The 16,376-nt window shown below is 40.2% G+C and carries 9 protein-coding genes; 2 read left to right on the top strand and 7 right to left on the bottom strand.

The window, feature by feature from the left end; all coding sequences use genetic code 11:
* Positions 1-14 precede the first annotated feature (14 nt).
* The 3 genes from MWU84_RS03975 to MWU84_RS03985 all read right to left on the bottom strand — a co-directional run bounded on the left by MWU84_RS03975 (position 15) and on the right by MWU84_RS03985 (position 8,230).
* On the bottom strand, positions 15-4,430 hold the full coding sequence (locus MWU84_RS03975) for a CusA/CzcA family heavy metal efflux RND transporter (RefSeq protein ID WP_246898522.1): 4,416 nt from the start codon (positions 4,428-4,430) through the stop codon (positions 15-17).
* Positions 4,431-4,547: 117 nt separating this feature from the next.
* Positions 4,548-4,943, bottom strand: a complete 396-nt coding sequence (locus tag MWU84_RS03980; RefSeq protein WP_246898524.1) for a hypothetical protein — start codon at positions 4,941-4,943, stop codon at positions 4,548-4,550.
* Positions 4,944-5,494: 551 nt separating this feature from the next.
* The gene (locus tag MWU84_RS03985; protein ID WP_246898526.1) at positions 5,495-8,230 is read right to left on the bottom strand and encodes a Plug domain-containing protein; all 2,736 of its coding nucleotides are present in this window, start codon (positions 8,228-8,230) and stop codon (positions 5,495-5,497) included.
* A 304-nt stretch (positions 8,231-8,534) separates the two neighbouring features.
* On the opposite strand from MWU84_RS03985, the gene MWU84_RS03990 reads away from it, so the two are divergent.
* Both MWU84_RS03990 and MWU84_RS24395 read left to right on the top strand, forming a co-directional pair.
* Positions 8,535-8,762 (top strand): hypothetical protein, encoded by a 228-nt coding sequence (locus tag MWU84_RS03990; RefSeq protein WP_246898529.1) that lies wholly within the window; start codon positions 8,535-8,537, stop codon positions 8,760-8,762.
* A 323-nt stretch (positions 8,763-9,085) separates the two neighbouring features.
* Positions 9,086-10,948, top strand: coding sequence for a glycosyltransferase (locus MWU84_RS24395; RefSeq protein WP_317045924.1), 1,863 nt, complete (start codon positions 9,086-9,088; stop codon positions 10,946-10,948).
* Between the two features lie 317 nt (positions 10,949-11,265).
* On the opposite strand, the gene MWU84_RS04005 is transcribed toward MWU84_RS24395, so the two are convergent.
* The 4 genes from MWU84_RS04005 to MWU84_RS04020 form a co-directional block, all read right to left on the bottom strand.
* Positions 11,266-11,406: a hypothetical protein gene (locus MWU84_RS04005; protein WP_157730747.1), complete on the bottom strand. Its 141-nt coding sequence runs from the start codon at positions 11,404-11,406 to the stop codon at positions 11,266-11,268.
* 438 nt (positions 11,407-11,844) lie between these two features.
* Positions 11,845-14,739 (bottom strand): Tn3 family transposase, encoded by a 2,895-nt coding sequence (locus MWU84_RS04010; protein ID WP_094998668.1) that lies wholly within the window; start codon positions 14,737-14,739, stop codon positions 11,845-11,847.
* 105 nt (positions 14,740-14,844) lie between these two features.
* Positions 14,845-14,994 carry a hypothetical protein gene (locus MWU84_RS04015; RefSeq protein WP_246898532.1) on the bottom strand — a complete coding sequence of 50 codons (150 nt, stop codon included), beginning with the start codon at positions 14,992-14,994 and terminating at the stop codon, positions 14,845-14,847.
* Between the two features lie 659 nt (positions 14,995-15,653).
* Positions 15,654-16,253 (bottom strand): DUF6642 family protein, encoded by a 600-nt coding sequence (locus MWU84_RS04020; RefSeq protein ID WP_246898535.1) that lies wholly within the window; start codon positions 16,251-16,253, stop codon positions 15,654-15,656.
* Between the last annotated feature and the right edge of the window lie 123 nt (positions 16,254-16,376).

Below are 16,376 nucleotides of genomic sequence, written 5' to 3' on the forward strand. Positions count from 1 at the left end.
CTCTTTTTTTAAGGTTATAAATTGCCCAATTGATATTGCATATCAATGGTCTGCTGGTTATACTGATTGATGTATTGTAAATGGTTTTGTTTAATACGGATGGCACTATTAAGAATGGTGATATAATTGACGTAATCTATTTCGCCTTCTTTAGAAGCCAACTGCGCTGTGGTAATTTGTTCTTCTGCCAAGAGTAGTGCGCCTTCTTCGTAATATTGCAAAATCTTCTTTGTTTTTTCGAGTGATTTGGTCAATTGTGAAACACGACTTTCTGTAACCGCTTTTTGCTCCAAATATTGATTCTCTGCTACCATTGCGTCTGCCTTGGCTGCCTTAACCCTTGACTTCTGCGGAAAAAACCATAACGGAATACTAATACCTGCCTGATAGGTATTAAACCCTGAAACATCATCCACAACCTGCCTGCCATATGATAAACTGAATTTCGGTAGGAATTGCGATTTTTCAACGCCCACATTTGCTTTACTTACTTCGGCATTTTGCAAGGCATATTGCAACATTGGGTTATTGGCAACCGAAGTTGAATCCAATGTCGCCATAAAATCCAATGGCTCGTAAAAACCATCTACCGTCTCGATGGTTTCATCCGTTCCCAAATATTGTTTTAAGGCACGTTTGGCAATTTCAATATCATCAAAAGCTTGTTGCCTCAACACTTGAATCTGTTGAAATTCGGAAGAGGCTGAAATAAATTCCAACTTGCCTGTTTCTCCAGTGTCATACCGAAGTTGGGCAGCGGTCTTAAAATTGGCATAAATACTGTCCAATTGGTCTGCAAAACGCAACTGTGCCTTGTAATAATTAATTTGGTCATAGGCTTGCATCACATTGCGCACCAACTGTTGTTCACTGGCCACATAAAACTTTTCTCCCAAGGCAATGCGCTCTTTATAAAACTTCGATTTTGAAAATCCTGAAAGCAAATCGATATTGCCCTGTTGCACGCCAACGGTTGTTTGCACTCCAGGAAGATTATTGCCATATTCTTCTTTGCCCGTGAAAACTTGTGTGCTACCAAGGTCAAAACTCGTTCCCTTTAGTGCCTTTTCCCGTTCAATAAATGCCTGACTTTCCTTAAGCGATGGATAATTCTGTTTTGCCATAGCAATAGCCTCATCAATGGTCAAGGTCTTTGGGATTGTACCATCTTGATTGGTGTCTTGGGCAAATGAAGTACCAGAAGCCATCAAACCTCCAACCATCAATAATACGGTTACAATATTGGTTGATTTTTTAATATAACTTACATCTCCACCATTGTCCTTCTTTTCTTTTCGGGATTCCAGCCAATAATAAAGAATAGGAATAACCACCAAGGTCAGAAATGTTGCCGTAAGCATTCCTCCAATGACTACTGTCGCCAAGGGCCGCTGTACTTCGGCACCACCAGAGGTAGAAATCGCCATTGGGATAAAGCCCATAATTGTTGTAATGGCTGTTAATAAAATTGGACGTAAACGTTCGTGCGTAGCTTCATATATACGTTTTTTTAAATCTGTCATTCCACTGTCTTTTAATTCATTGAACTTATTTATGAGTATGAGTCCGTTTAATACGGCAACTCCGAAGAGCACGATAAATCCGACTCCCGCGGAAATACTGAAAGGCATTCCACGAATCAACAAAACGAAAACGCCACCAATGGCCGCCAAAGGCACTGCCATATAGATCATCAAGGCTTGTGTAACTGAATTCAAAGCAAAGTAAAGCAGAACAAATATTGTTAATAGAACGATTGGGACTACAATCATCAATCGGTCTGATGCTCGTTGTAGGTTTTCAAATGATCCGCCGTAGGTTACAAAATAACCTGGTGGCAGTTTAACATCCGTTTCCAATTTTTGTTGAATTTCCTCGACCATCGATTTTACATCGCGCCCACGAACATTGACCCCTACCGAAATACGACGGGAGGTATTGTCCCTTGAAATCTGCATCGGACCTGGCTTATAGCTGATATCTGCCACCTCCTTTAAAGGTACTTGTGCACCGTTTGGCAGGTCTATGAAAAGGTTTTTTAAGCTATTGATGTCTTGTCGATATTCCTCTGCCAAACGAATGACCACATCGAATCGTTTTTCCCCTTCAAAAATGACTCCTGCCTGTTCTCCAGAAAATGAAGCACTTACATAATCATTCAGCTTGTCAGCGGTTACACCGTATTGTGCCATTTTTGCCCGGTTATACACCACTGTCATTTGTGGCAAACCGCTTGTAGCTTCTACATTGAGGTCAGCCGCTCCGGGAACGGTTCTGATGACCGCTGCGATTTCCTGTACCTTGTCTGCCAAAACGCCTAAATCTTCTCCGTACAGTTTGATTGCCACGTCCTCACGAACCCCTGTAAGCAATTCATTAAAACGAAGTTCTACAGGTTGGGTAAACACGAAATTTACGCCGGGAACTACTGAAATTTTTTCCTGTATTTTTTCTATCAGTTCTTCTTTACTATCTGCGGAAGTCCATTTACTCTTATCTTTTTCAAGAATAATATAACTATCGGCAATATCCATAGGCATCGGGTCTGTCGGTATTTCGGCCACACCAATCCTAGAAACTACTGTTTTTACTTCCGGAAACTCATTGATTAACTTCTGAAGTTTCTCTGAAGCCTCAATAGATTCTGTAAGACTGCTCCCCGGTTTTATCAATGCTTGAAATGCAATATCGCCTTCATCAAATTTAGGGACAAATTCTGCTCCCATATTGCTGAAAATAAATCCTGAAATCAAAAGCAAGGAAACCGCGCCTATAACCACACCTGCCCGAAAGCGAAGTGCAAAATTTAATATAGGCAGATAGATACGATTCAGAACATCCATAATTTTATCACTGAACCTATCAATCTTGTTTTCAAACTTGGCGAACCAACTATTTTGATTTTTAGCAGGTTTTAAAAATAATGATGACATCATTGGCACGTAGGTAAGACAAAGGATAATCGCTCCTAAAACGGCAAAACCAAATGTAAATGCCATTGGCCGGAACATTTTCCCTTCCACACCGGTCAAAAAAAGAATCGGTGTAAAAACTATAAGAACAATTAGTTGACCGAAGAAGGCAGAATTCATCATTTTACTTGAAGAATCATAGGCGATTTCATCCATTTCAGCTTGGTTGATGGCGGTTGTGGATTTTTTCATCCGTTGATGAATGTGGAAAACCGCTCCTTCCACGATAATCACCGCTCCATCTACAATAATTCCAAAATCGATCGCACCCAAGGACATTAAATTTGCCCAAATGCCAAATTGTTTCATCAAAATAAATGCAAATAATAGACATAAAGGGATTATCGAAGCTGCTATCAAGCCACCACGGAAGCTTCCCAAAAGTAAGACCAAAACAAATATGACGATTAGGGCTCCTTCTATTAGATTGTTTTTAACGGTACTTGTGGTTGCCTCAATAAGTTCACTTCGGCTTAAAAAAGCATCAATATAAACACCTTCCGGCAGGGATTTTTGAATTTCTACAATACGCTTTTCCACATTTTCAATCACGTCGCCTGGGCTTTCGCCTTTCAGCATTAAAATTTGTCCACCAACAGTTTCGTGTCCATCTTGGGTAAACGCACCATAACGCACTTGATTACCATAGCCTACTTTTTCCGCGACATCACGTATTAAAACCGGGCTTCCATTTTGTGTGGTTACAACCGTGTTTTCCAAATCGGCAATACTTCGTGCCAGCCCTTCGCCACGGATAAAATTGGCTTGGTGGTTTTTTTCAATGTAAGCACCACCAGTATTGGCATTGTTGACTTTCAAGGCTTCAAAGACCTGATTCATTGTAATACCGAAACTTTTCAGCTTATTAGGATTTATTGCAACTTCATACTGTTTTACATAACCTCCAAAAGCATTGACCTCGACCACTCCGGGGACTAATGCCATTTGACGTTTTACAATCCAATCTTGGATGGTACGAAGCTCCATTGCATCGTACTTATCTTCGTAGCCCTCTTTTAATTTTAAGGTGTATTGGTAGATTTCGCCAAGCCCTGTAGTTATTGGTGCCATAAATGGCGTGCCGAAGCCTTCGGGGATTTCTCCAGCAACTTCGGTTAATTTCTCTTGTACCAATTGCCGGGGAAGATATGTGCCTGCCTCGTCCTTAAATACAATGGTAACCACGGACAGCCCAAAACGAGACACCGAACGCAGCTCAATAACATCAGGAAGATTGGCCATTGCCAATTCTACCGGATAGGTAACAAATTGCTCAATATCTTCAGTACCTAAATTTGGGGCAACTGTAATAACCTGTACTTGGTTGTTGGTAATATCGGGTACAGAACCCAGATTTATAGTGGCCATAGACCAAATGCCCGTACCTACAAGTGCCACTATAAAGAGCCCAATAATAAACTTGTTATTAATGGAAAATGAAATGATTTTGTTAATCATAGAAAAAGTATTAATTCAGTTTAAACCTCGCAATGCAATTAGATGCAATGCGTTTATAATGGGATGCTTACTTTGAAAAGCATCACGTAAGGATATAGCTATCCTTAAAAAACTGAATTATACTTTAGGGGGTTGGAAAAGCGATTCCAGATATCTGGAAGTGAAGTTTACTTTATGTAAGGTAAACTGTTTTTTCCCTTCAAACTTTAGTTGATTGGTTAAAGCCGAATTGTTGTTCGCAATAATTAATACTAGAGGGTGACAACATTGATGATGGGAATGGACTGGTGTATTCTCCTTATCTGGGTTATTATGATGCCCTTCATTTTTTGCATCATTGTCAATGTAATCTTCAACTACATATTCAAGGAAAGAGTCTCCATAAACTTTATGGTCTTGATAATGGGTAATAATGCTTGAAATTTCTTTAATTGGTCCACAAAAGTCCATATCAATGCTAATTCCCTGAAAAAAGAATAAAATTGACATTGATATGGAAAAGAATATTTTCATAAAGTTTGACAAAGATATAAATTTATCGATGCACAGGTTGTGCAAACTTTGGTCAAAAAGTGCTACTAATGCAAATTTTGACGTTTATAATTAAAATTATAGCTGTCGAGAATCACAACTGAATTAGGGTCGTAGGGGTATTAAATGAGAATGTGAACTATCTCTGCCAAGGTTATCGGAGTGGGCAAGTTTTTTTGAGTAATTGAAGGCTGAGGGGGTTCTAAATGGCAAAGTCAAAACCTATGGTGGCAAATGCATTGGCAGAAAGGGGGACATAATTTACAATCCTGGTTATTTTTTCCATCTCAGTCAATAGCCGAAAACGTTTGCGTGTCATCTGGAGCAGTGCCAGGATCATTAAAAGTCACCACATTGATTGCCAATAACCGATAGCGCTGTAAAACGTTGGTTTTACAGCACAAATATTATATCTCTATCTTGATAATGCAAATTTGAAAGTTCAAATAAAGAATGAATTTACCAACTAGTTTTGGCCCTATTACCATTTAATGAGGTTTTTTGAAATCCGACTAGGAATTCAATGCTAAATCCTATTCAACTATGTCGTAAGTTGTTTCACTCTGACCTATTATTCCATCTCCAATAATTGAGATACCCTCACAAATCACCAAAACCTTTCCCGAAATATCTCCATTAAAAAACTTAATGGTAGCATTGCCTTGTGCATCCGTAACAACATTTGGCTCCCAATGTATCAATTTTCTTAAGTCGGGCGTACCAGGATCATCAGTGGTCCCATCATAAGAAGGGCTATAAAACTCCCTTTTGGGGGAGAACTCAGGGGCAGAGTCGAGCAATAAATTGGACCTTTTGGGAAAAGCTCCGAAAAGACCTTTTCCCGAATAGGTATAAATTGCCAAAATTGCTGGAAACGGTGGAGGCTGGAATAAACCGGAGGCAGAGGGGAATGTATCCCGAAAATAGCGGTTGGCACTTGTTGTGTTTCTGATAATCTCGACACTTTTAACAGCAGCAATCGGTATATCGGGAACAATGCTAAAATGGTCGATCACAACGGGAATGCCATCAATTAAGATATATGTAAAACCGGCACCGTGGACTCGGGCATACAAGTACCCTGTCCCATTCCCCAACCTACTCACCGAAAGCTCTTCAGGGTAGTTGAACAATAGCCATGAATAAAGGCTTCCTGTCCAATTTTTCGCTTTGGCCATCAACTCTTTGTTGTCTATGACAACATCTGGCATACCATGTAATTTGTTCATTTCTTCCCTTTCTGGGGTCAGAATGTAGTCACTGACGACAACCTCGTTCAATGCAATGGTATTTGGCAACAAAAAAGGGTCGAGGGCTATATCTTTTGATATTCGCTCACTTACGGTTTTTTCTATTATACTATCAACGGGAGCGATGACCAATTCGGTTTCATACTCTATCTTGGGAACTTTTCTTTTATGGATATGGACCTTAAAGTTTGAACTTTTTCTACCGGAGGAAGTGGGTTGTATCACAAATTTTTTTCCATCTCCGTAACTATTTTCAAGACTGAAATTAAAATATCCCGTACTATCGACTTCTTGATTATAAACTGTTATTTTTTCTCCAAAAGTCATCAATGTCAAATCGTACCTGTCATTTTGAAAACGCTTTTTCCTTTTTACCTTCTGTACTCCCTCAACATACCCCGTTAGACCGAGTCCCTTTTCAGGTTGTATCAACTTGGGTTCTTTGGGCTTGTCGTACTTATAATTCGACCAACCTTGGGTAAGCATCAAATAATCAAGATCTTTTAAATGATCCTCATGTTTGAAATAATAAGCGGGATCCTCGATTTCGCCCCTGATATCTGATTCCAACATAAAATAGGAAACAATATTTCCATGGGTAAGGTTTGTCCGCTCAAAATAATCTTTGTTTACCGCCATTAATGATATAGAACTTGGCAAAGGTCGTTTTCCTTTCGTGGAACGAATGTGAACGATTACACTATCACGTGCTTCATATTCGTTTTTGTCCATTTCAACTTTTATATCCAGATTGTCTTCGGGCCTATGATTGTAGAAATGACGTTCGGCTATGGGCATATGCCCCGAATCGTATAACGTTGCCCCTATAATTCCGTTCGGCAAATCCCTGCTTTTGAAGGCATAGCTAAACTTTCCATTTTTCATCAATGCCCTTAGCATATAAATATCCTTTCCCCGGTGATAAAGTTTTAGGAAGAGGCTATCGGTCATTACCGGTTTCGCATCCAACGCAATTAGCTTCATATGCTTTTCGGAAATAACCCGCATGACCATACCTTGAGGTCTGGCCACGGGAATGGGATACCTATGGGTTGTTCCATTGGTCGATTGAACTACCCCAAAATAGCCTTTGCCAATTTCGGGCCGTAGGACTATTTTGCCCATACCCAGATGGTTACTTTTAAAAGTAGACAGCTCATTATTTTCCTGGTCAACTATAATCCCTTCTATTTCTGCCCCTTTGCCTTTATAGTTTAGATATTTAAAGCCTATGTTGCTCTTTATGTCGTTTACCAATGCTCCTCCTTCGGGGAAAAAATCCAAGGTTCCTGAATTCTCATCCAAAATTATAGATTTAGAAAAGCTCTTACTTTCGGTTTTTAATCGATAACCAATGACCTTGACATCATTTGGTATATCAAATTTTACGCCGACGGGCCTGCCTCTTTTTTGCTTGACCTCAATGGAATCGGAACCATCTTTCCAATTTAGGTACAACATCGCCCCACCTTTATTCAGACTGTCCAATTCGTTCGGGAATATCATTGAAGAAACAGTAACCATTTCATGATTCAATTCCTTGGCAACTGTAATATCCCGAATTGGGTCGATCTTATCTTCTGGTCTTTTGAAATGGAGAACATCCACATAGGATGAAAAGATAAAATCGGTTCCAAAGTTCCTGTTCCATTCGGTATACGCACGTATCAAGTATTTGCCTTCAGGATAATTGGCGTGTAGCTGAAAAAAGCTTTCAGCTAAGCCATTTTCCAATTTCAGTAATTTCCTATCTATTATCTCTTGGCCGATCGGTTCGATTAGTTCTACACGCAAAACCTTACTAATATCCGAAAGTGAGTTGCCAAAAGCCTCGGATACGACTGCTTTGAACCAGACTACTTCTGAGGTATTATATGTCTTTCCTGTCAACTGCAAATAAATCTTTTCCGCATCAATGGCATTTGCAGGAACGGAATTACCAGGCTCAAACTTTTTCTGGGCATCGCACCATGTAATGGTCAAAATAAAAATAATAATGCAGGATCGGCGTAAAGGCATATTATTATAAAATTAAAGAAGAACTCTAAAAAATCAACAATTAGTATTACTCGATTTCATCCTCTTTGTCCCGAATAATGATTACCGTAAACAACATTTTCTATGAAAGGTCTGAGTTTAATTATCGAAAAGTTCAAATATAAGAAGGTTCGGTCTTGTTTTCTATAGTCTCATAAAAAGAACCATTTTTGGGACACCTCCATTCTTTCAAACCAGTTTTGTAAAACTGCCGTGGCTGTTGCAGAACTCCGATAAACATCAATTTTTGCTTTTAGAAATCTGCAAAAAACCGTAACTTAAAGGTATGCAAGGCAGAAAGAACTATACCGAAAAATTGTTCGTCAGCTTCCAGTTGTCGGACCTGATCCCAAAGGAAAATCTTTACAGAATGCTCCGCGAAACGCTTGACCTGAGTTTTCTTTATAAGGATACGAAAGAACTTTACGGCAGGACCGGCAACCCTTCGATCGACCCCGTGGTCTTTTTCAAACTGTTGATCACGGGTTACCCCGAGAACTTGCCAACCGCATAACCTCAATGCCTGAAAAAATAGGGCAAAAACCAAAAAAACTTAAAAAGAAGGGGATAGGCCTCTACGAATTTTTCGGACCTTCCTTTTTTATAGCCAGCCTTATTCACTTTCCTGATGAATACAAGACCAATGCCCTAAGTATTATGTCACGGACCAAAGGTTTTTAGCAGGTACATTTAATCCTTTGGATCGGTCTCGTGGTGAGGATTTTTATTTTTTTACATGAACTCCATTAAACTTGTCCAATAAATTTAGGGTGTCATGTTTATGATTATTTTTGTCCTACTTGTATATATGGAATTACCAAATCACCAAAAAAGATTATGGCAGTAGCTAAAGAGAAGATATCGGCAGTAATCATCACCTACAATGAGATGGGCTATATTGAGCAGTGCATGAGATCGGTCAGCTTTGCCGATGAGATCGTAGTGGTAGATTCGTACAGCAATGACGGCACCTATGAATTTTTGTTGCAACATCCAAATATAAAGGTCCTTCAACATCCATTTGAAAATTTTACGCTACAGAAATCCTTTGCCCTGGAACAGGCCACTCATGATTGGGTCTTATTTTTGGATGCCGATGAAGTGGTGCCGGAAGCACTGCGAAAAGAAATAATGGCAACGGTTAATGACAGCACGGATTATGCGGCCTATTGGGTTTATCGGACTTTTATGTTCTTGAACAAAAAGCTTCGATTCAGCGGCTGGCAGACCGATAAAAATTACCGCTTGTTCAGAAAGAGCAAAGCTAGATTCTCGGACAAAAAAATCGTGCACGAAACTTTGGAGGTTAATGGTTATTCTGGTATCCTCAAAGAAAAATTAATCCATTACTCCTATAAAAATTATGACGGCTATAAGGGCAAAATGCTTAGATACGGTCGTTTAAGGGCCATCGAAGAGTTTGAAAAAGGAAAAAAATGGTCCGTTTTCCCTCAATATTTAAGACCCCTTTGGAAGTATGCCAACCACTATCTGGTCCGTCTCGGTTTTTTGGACGGAAAAAAAGGCATGATCATTTCATACCTGAACGCGCTCGGTGTATATGAAAGGTACCGGGAACTTAAAAGACTGCAAACCAATCAGGAACCTATCCATTCAAATTATCGATTTCTTATTTACATCTCCTATTCCTATGGATTTCCGATAGGAAAACCGCTGTATGAAGAAATTTTAAACCTGGGTTATGAAGTAAAATGGTTTTTGGAGTCAAAGGAAGCCGAGAGGAACAATCCGTTCCCTACCGCTACACTAAATTCAGTACATGAGGTACTGGATTACAACCCGCATATAGTACTTACCGCTACCAACCAGGTGCCCGATTTTTTTCCAGGACTAAAAGTGCAGATCTTTCATGGGTTCAATGCTGAAAAAAGAAGTTTCAGGAAAGGCCATTTTAGGTTACGGGGCTTCTTTGATCTTTATTGTACCCAGGGACCGTCGACCACCGCAATTTTCGTTGAAAAGAGTAAGCGGCACCGACATTTCGAAGTCATAGAGACGGGGTGGTCCAAAATAGATCCTCTTTTTCCCCTACCTGACAAAAACAGGGAGCACCGAAACACGGTATTGCTTTCATCGACCTTTACCGAGAAGCTGAGTTTGGCCTATGAAGACAGCGTTTTTAATGAAATACAGCGCCTTTCGAAAAAAGGAAAGTTCAAATTTTTGAATGTGCTTCATCCAAAAATGCCCAATCATATAAAAGAAAAATGGAAAAGTTTGGAAGGAAGGCATTTTAAGTTCTATAATACAACAGATCTAATTCCACTTTTTCACGAAGCCGACATCTTGTTGTCCGATACCTCCTCGGTGATACAAGAATTCCTCTTGCAACAGAAACCAGTAGTCACTTTTCGGCACCACATTCCGAAATCATTTTTGATCAATGTTGAGAACGCTTCGGAAATTGAAAAAGCATTGGAACATGCACTGACCTATCCAAGCGAAAAATTGACATTGATAAAAAAATATACCGAACAGATACATCCCTATTTTGATGGAAAATCAAGTGGGAGAGTGATAGACGCGACCATAGAATTCTTGCATCGCGACAAATCCTATCTAAAGCGAAAACCATGGAATCTCGTCAGAAAATGGGGAATTCGAAACAAACTTAAGCACTATACCCTTAAAACTTTTGGCAAACCGCTGACCCTTGGTGCGAAAAGCGGTGAGCGATAGACGATAAAATTCCTTGCCGTTGTACAATCTTATTACTCTTGTGAGGCAGTGTAGCAAATGAAAAATCGTTAAAGCGCAAAGTCATTACTGACCATCATGATTTGGTAGGCCTTCATAACTATTTAAGTAGAGGACAGATTATTTCCCTTCATCTCAATGGGTTTGGCAACCGTAAGATTTGATCATTTTCGATTTCCTTCATCTGTTTGAGAGTTACCTGATTATCCCGTCCTGGACTTTGAAAAGAAGTTCGTTGTCCTTCCGTTTGAGGATTTCCTTTTGTTCACTTGAACTTGCCTTGTAGCCGTCCCTTTGCATTACAAGGCGGTCTCCAAGGGAAAGCAGTTTTTTACCGGTCTTGATTTCTCCGAATCAATATAGTTACAGGACAACAGGGATTTCTTCTTGTGGGAATCAAGATCAACCACGGCATGATTTGAATATTTTTGTATAATCATTATTATTTTTACATTTCCTTGAATCACTAGAATTTAGGTGCCAAATCTTTCTAAAGTAACTGGAAGCCAAGGGTGAAGGTATAGATTTCTCCTTTATAAAAAAGTATGAGCTGATTTTTTCTATTGCTTCGCCGGGTAGTTTGATACTTCTTTATATAAATGTCACTCTTGAGGAATAGGTTTTTTCTTATCAGACATCGCTCATAACAGAAACGGATGGCGGCTGGTGAAAGCTACCTTTCCACTGGGCAATACTTTGAACTGTATGAAACTGCTCTCAATGTCGGAGATTCTGGAACTCTCTGAGACGATTCGCGCGGGCAGCAATCCAATGAATAAAAAGACTTATATCTTGAGGTTAGTACAAAATAATCGTTTTGAACAAAAATCTAGACAGTTCCGTAAATAGAACCATTTTTGGTACAGAGGATGATTACCCTACACGGCCAGACCGAGGTTTTTGTCCATATCAAGCTCAAACTTCCCGTAAGGGTTCACATGTGCATGTATCAACGGGCTCAATGCTCGGTAATCTTCTTTTGAAAACCTGTCCATCCATCCGTTCTCGGAAACCACACGTTGGATCATAAGTGTGTTCACATAGACTAAACAGTTCTGGAGCAGATGAAGTGCAAGTACGGATAGTTCCTGTTCTTCCAATCGGTTCGAGGAAACTTCACCACTTTTTCCAAAAAAAATGAAACCGTTGGCAGAGTTCCAATTCTCTATCACGTTCAGCCCCCCGTGTATTTCACGTCTGATGTCCCCATCGGCAAGGTACCTGCAAAGGAATATCGTTTTCACCGCCTTTCCTAGTTCCTGCAGGGCCCTGTATGTCGGATGGCTCTCGTTACCCCTGGTGAACCTCTTTAAAATTGATTCAGGGTCGGCGGTACCCTGTTCCAAAGCAGCGGTATATTTTACCATTTCATCATATTGCCTCTCGATGATTTCCCATTTGATACCTCTATTGAGTATCGGTAAAAGGTTTTTAAGTTCTTTCTTTAGGGAAATATCGGGTAGGTAAAGTTTCTGGGAGGCAATATTCTTCAACCTTGGCATTAGTTCAAACCCCAAGAGCTTGCAAAAAGCAAACGCGACCTCACTCTGACCGTGGGTGTCCACAAACTGTTTTTCCACCTTCATATCGGTACAATGCTTGAGTACACCTTCTATCATATTGGCCACTTCTGATGAGGAACATTTCTTTAGTTGGGAATAGATGCAGGTGGATCGCGTGTCCACGTGCCAATAGATCATAACGCCCCTTCCTCCATACCGGATGTGCCATTCCGCCATCAGGTTCTGGTCCCAGGACCCGAACTTTTTGGAATCGGAGGCACATGAGGTCGTTGCCTCGCCCCAGAGTTTGGTGTCCTTTACGGAGAATACCCCATTGGCCACTTCCCTAATGGCACTGCGCAGGGAATCTTTGTGTACATATACATTCTTTACATGACGGAGCTCCTTGTAGCTTACATTATTACCTGACGCTATTCTTTTAAGTCCCATATTGGTTCCAAGCCCATAAAGAACCAACAATAGTCTTTTTCTGAGCTGTTCCGGTGTCAAACGTTCAGATGTCCGGATACTCTTGAACAATTTTGTGAACCCGGACCAACTGTCCGCTTCGCGAAGGATTTCCAAAAGTGATGTCATTGGCCATCTGGATTGTACATCTCCCTTGAGCGCATTTATGTTCGGTGGGTCCACGAGCGGGTCCATGGGGGAGAGAACAATGTTCTTGATGCCGCTTTGCCGTAATCTTACATACTTGTTGGACGGCAAGTTTTCATTTAACGTTCTCAGTGCGATTTCCATTTCTTCCTTTAATCCCTTGGTAAATTCCACGGGGTCGTTCTCTACGCCCAACCGGTCGTAATAAAATTTCCTGTTCATATTGAAGTCTTTAGGTACATCCTCATCGGGATTACGGTACCTATCGGCTCCTTCAACCCATATTTCCTTGCAACGGAGCCTCTTTCTCAAAGCTTCAAGTACTGCTATTTCATAGTCTATCCGATCCATATCGCCTTTGCCCATCCCTTTGACAAGTTTTACAAAGCTGGGCTTGATGATGTCCGAAGTGGGAATCGAGTCATCGTCCATTGAGAATTTTGAGTTTGGCATAGGGTTCTCCAACAGCCAATCTATCGCGTCCAAAATAGGTACGTGCAGATCGTTGTTCGACCTGAAGGTAAGACTGCCCAATATTTTCGGGACCATTCTCCGATAATGTGAGGAATAACTGGAACGCACCAATCCATGGATTTCATTTTTGAAACCCTTACCGGAATATTTATACTCCTTGACGATATCGGAAAGCTTCGATTTATTTGCAATGGGAAATATTACCCTATTGATGGTTCCTTTAGGGTCCTTCAATGATGCCTCGGCGATTCGGGCCAATATTGTCGTCTTACCATAAACGCGTTTCAATTCCTTTACCAGTGCGGTCTCTACTTTCTTTTTTGCCTTCTTTGATAGTTTTCCCACAATGAGAATGAAAAGATCCACAAGGTCATCTATGATTTTTTGCCTTCTGGAAAAAAGAAAGACACCCATCAGGGTATCCCTAATATATGGTGGGTGTCGCCTTATCTCCCAAGCGGATTCCGAAGCTATTCTTTTGTACAATCTTTCCCTAATCTTGGGATGTATCCCACCGATTTCTTGAATAGGAATTGCGCAATCCTCTATAAATGCCAATTTGTCCAGCTCATCAAGAACGGTTAGAAGGCCAACACGTCCAGGATCTGAACGAAGCCAAGTAAACGAACCCTTTTCGCCTGGATCGCTTCTCAGGCAACGGTCGAATAATTCCGTTGTACCCCTTCCCAACAATGATGCAACCTGATCGAAAAATCTGTTTTCAAATTTCGAGAGTGCAGTGGAAATTATACGGGAAAGTACTTTTTCCGTAGGAGCTGAAAGTTTATGTTCAAAGAACCATTTAAGGCAAACATCTTCGATTTCTGTTTTTGTACTTCCAAAGGGAAGGATGTCGTCAATCAAAAAATCGATAAGATCTTCGCGGTGTTCTTCATTTGTTTTTTCAACGCCCAAGAATTTTAATATTTCTTTACGATGACGTTCTGCGGTTCTTTGCGACCAATCATACTCATTTAAAATAGATTCATTGGTCTCCAACTGTTCACTTAAATGGGAAACCAGACCACTTACCAAACTTGATTTACTTTTAGGAAATGAACCTGTGGATAAATATTGTTTCAATTGGACTGCAAAAGCCAGTTTATGGGGAAAGCTTTTATTCTTCAACAATATTGACTCATCGTAGGTCAGGTACCAATCCTGATACTGGTTTTGTTCCATGTGTTTTTGCCACAAATTAGCATATTTATCTTAATACGCTATATTTGAGATAAATTCGATATCAGTGTTTACAGGGCTTGTGGGCTAAGTTGTCGCTTTATGCAGCTATGAGGTCACTACCCCTATATCTTTTCCCTTAAAGGCAAATGATGAGGTTCTGGCAATAACCTTAAGTTTGTCAATTTTTGTTAGTGCGTTTATAATTTCTTCAGTGATTCCGTCACAGAAATATTCGTTGTCAATATCATTGCTCATATTAACAAAGGGTAAAACTGCTACTGATTTTTGATTGTTCAAAGTGTTGATTTGCTAAAACAAATCTATAAAATTAATTACACAAAGAACCCAATCCACACAGCTGTCTGACGAACAACCTACCCGAAGGTCACGGCGGGTGTTTATTCACAAATTCATTATTGTTTTTTAAAGAAGTTCATGAACCTCGGAAAGTGGCAATTTTCTTCGTTTCATATTCTGGTCCTCGGTTTATTAATTGCTAGTTATTTGTTTCTAAAGGTATTCATGCACCTCACGACAAGTTCGGTGTAACTCCCCTCCTACCATCGGCTCGCATAATAGGCCCGCATGAACGACAAAGTCGGGCAGGCCCGCCCGCACCCCCACGCTGGCGCGAGCGTCACGCTCATGCCCATACCATTCATCCTTCTCATAGTTCCTTGTGCTGCTATATTTCCAAGCCACTGGGTCCTTAACTAATCCTTGTTCTACGCAGTTGTTGTGGATATAGTCAATTGTTATAGACAACTTTTACTCAAAGCTGCTCTGTGATGCATATTGCTGAGGGCACGAACCTAAGGGTCGAGGTATTGAACCTAGATCCCGCCGAAAAAGGCGGGATTAGTTCAACTCGCAATTTTAAGTGCGTCTTACCGACTTCTCAAAATTGAGTTTCACTAATAATACAATCTAAAATCAAGTAATTTGCAGACATGGTAATGTCTTTGGTGCAATTCTTCTACAACATCTAACATATTATCATCTTCCTTAAACAAGTTGAAGAATGCTTTATCAAGATTTGAGCTACTTAGTCCATTAAATTCATTGCCATAGCCAGAAACCGCTTTTGCGTTGGTGATATCCAAAAAATATTGTGCTTCTTCTTCGTCCAAATCCAGCACTTTTGCATTGGAAAAATGTAAAATCTTTCCTTTTAACTTTCCTTCAAAAAGTTCTGCAATTTCCTGTAAACTATAGTAGTAGTCATTTAAACAAATACTGTTTGCCTCACCTGGTATCACCAAGTAGATGATTTCATAGTCTTTAAAATGATGATCATCCATGACCAAGGCATTTAAACTGGCTTCTAGACCTTCAATGGTGTCGCATGTTTTGTAAATACTGGCTACTCCGTATTGCATGGCCAATTGTTCCAGATTTTCTTGTGTTTCGGTAAGCTTGGCCGTTTCCATATCACGGACCCCTTCTAAACAGAAAATGAATTTTTCTACATCTATGGGGTGTTCTTGGGGCAATTGTCGTCTTTTCTCTAACAAGTTTCTGAATTTACATAAACTATACGAAATACAAAATTAATGTAACTCTTCTGGTTTTTCAACGTTTTCACATAAATACCGTTTCACGCACATAGCCTTCTCTCCTGCCGTTGGCTCATATAA

It is taken from the genome of Arenibacter sp. F20364, from assembly GCF_023015905.1.
In the GTDB taxonomy this organism is placed as follows: domain Bacteria; phylum Bacteroidota; class Bacteroidia; order Flavobacteriales; family Flavobacteriaceae; genus Arenibacter.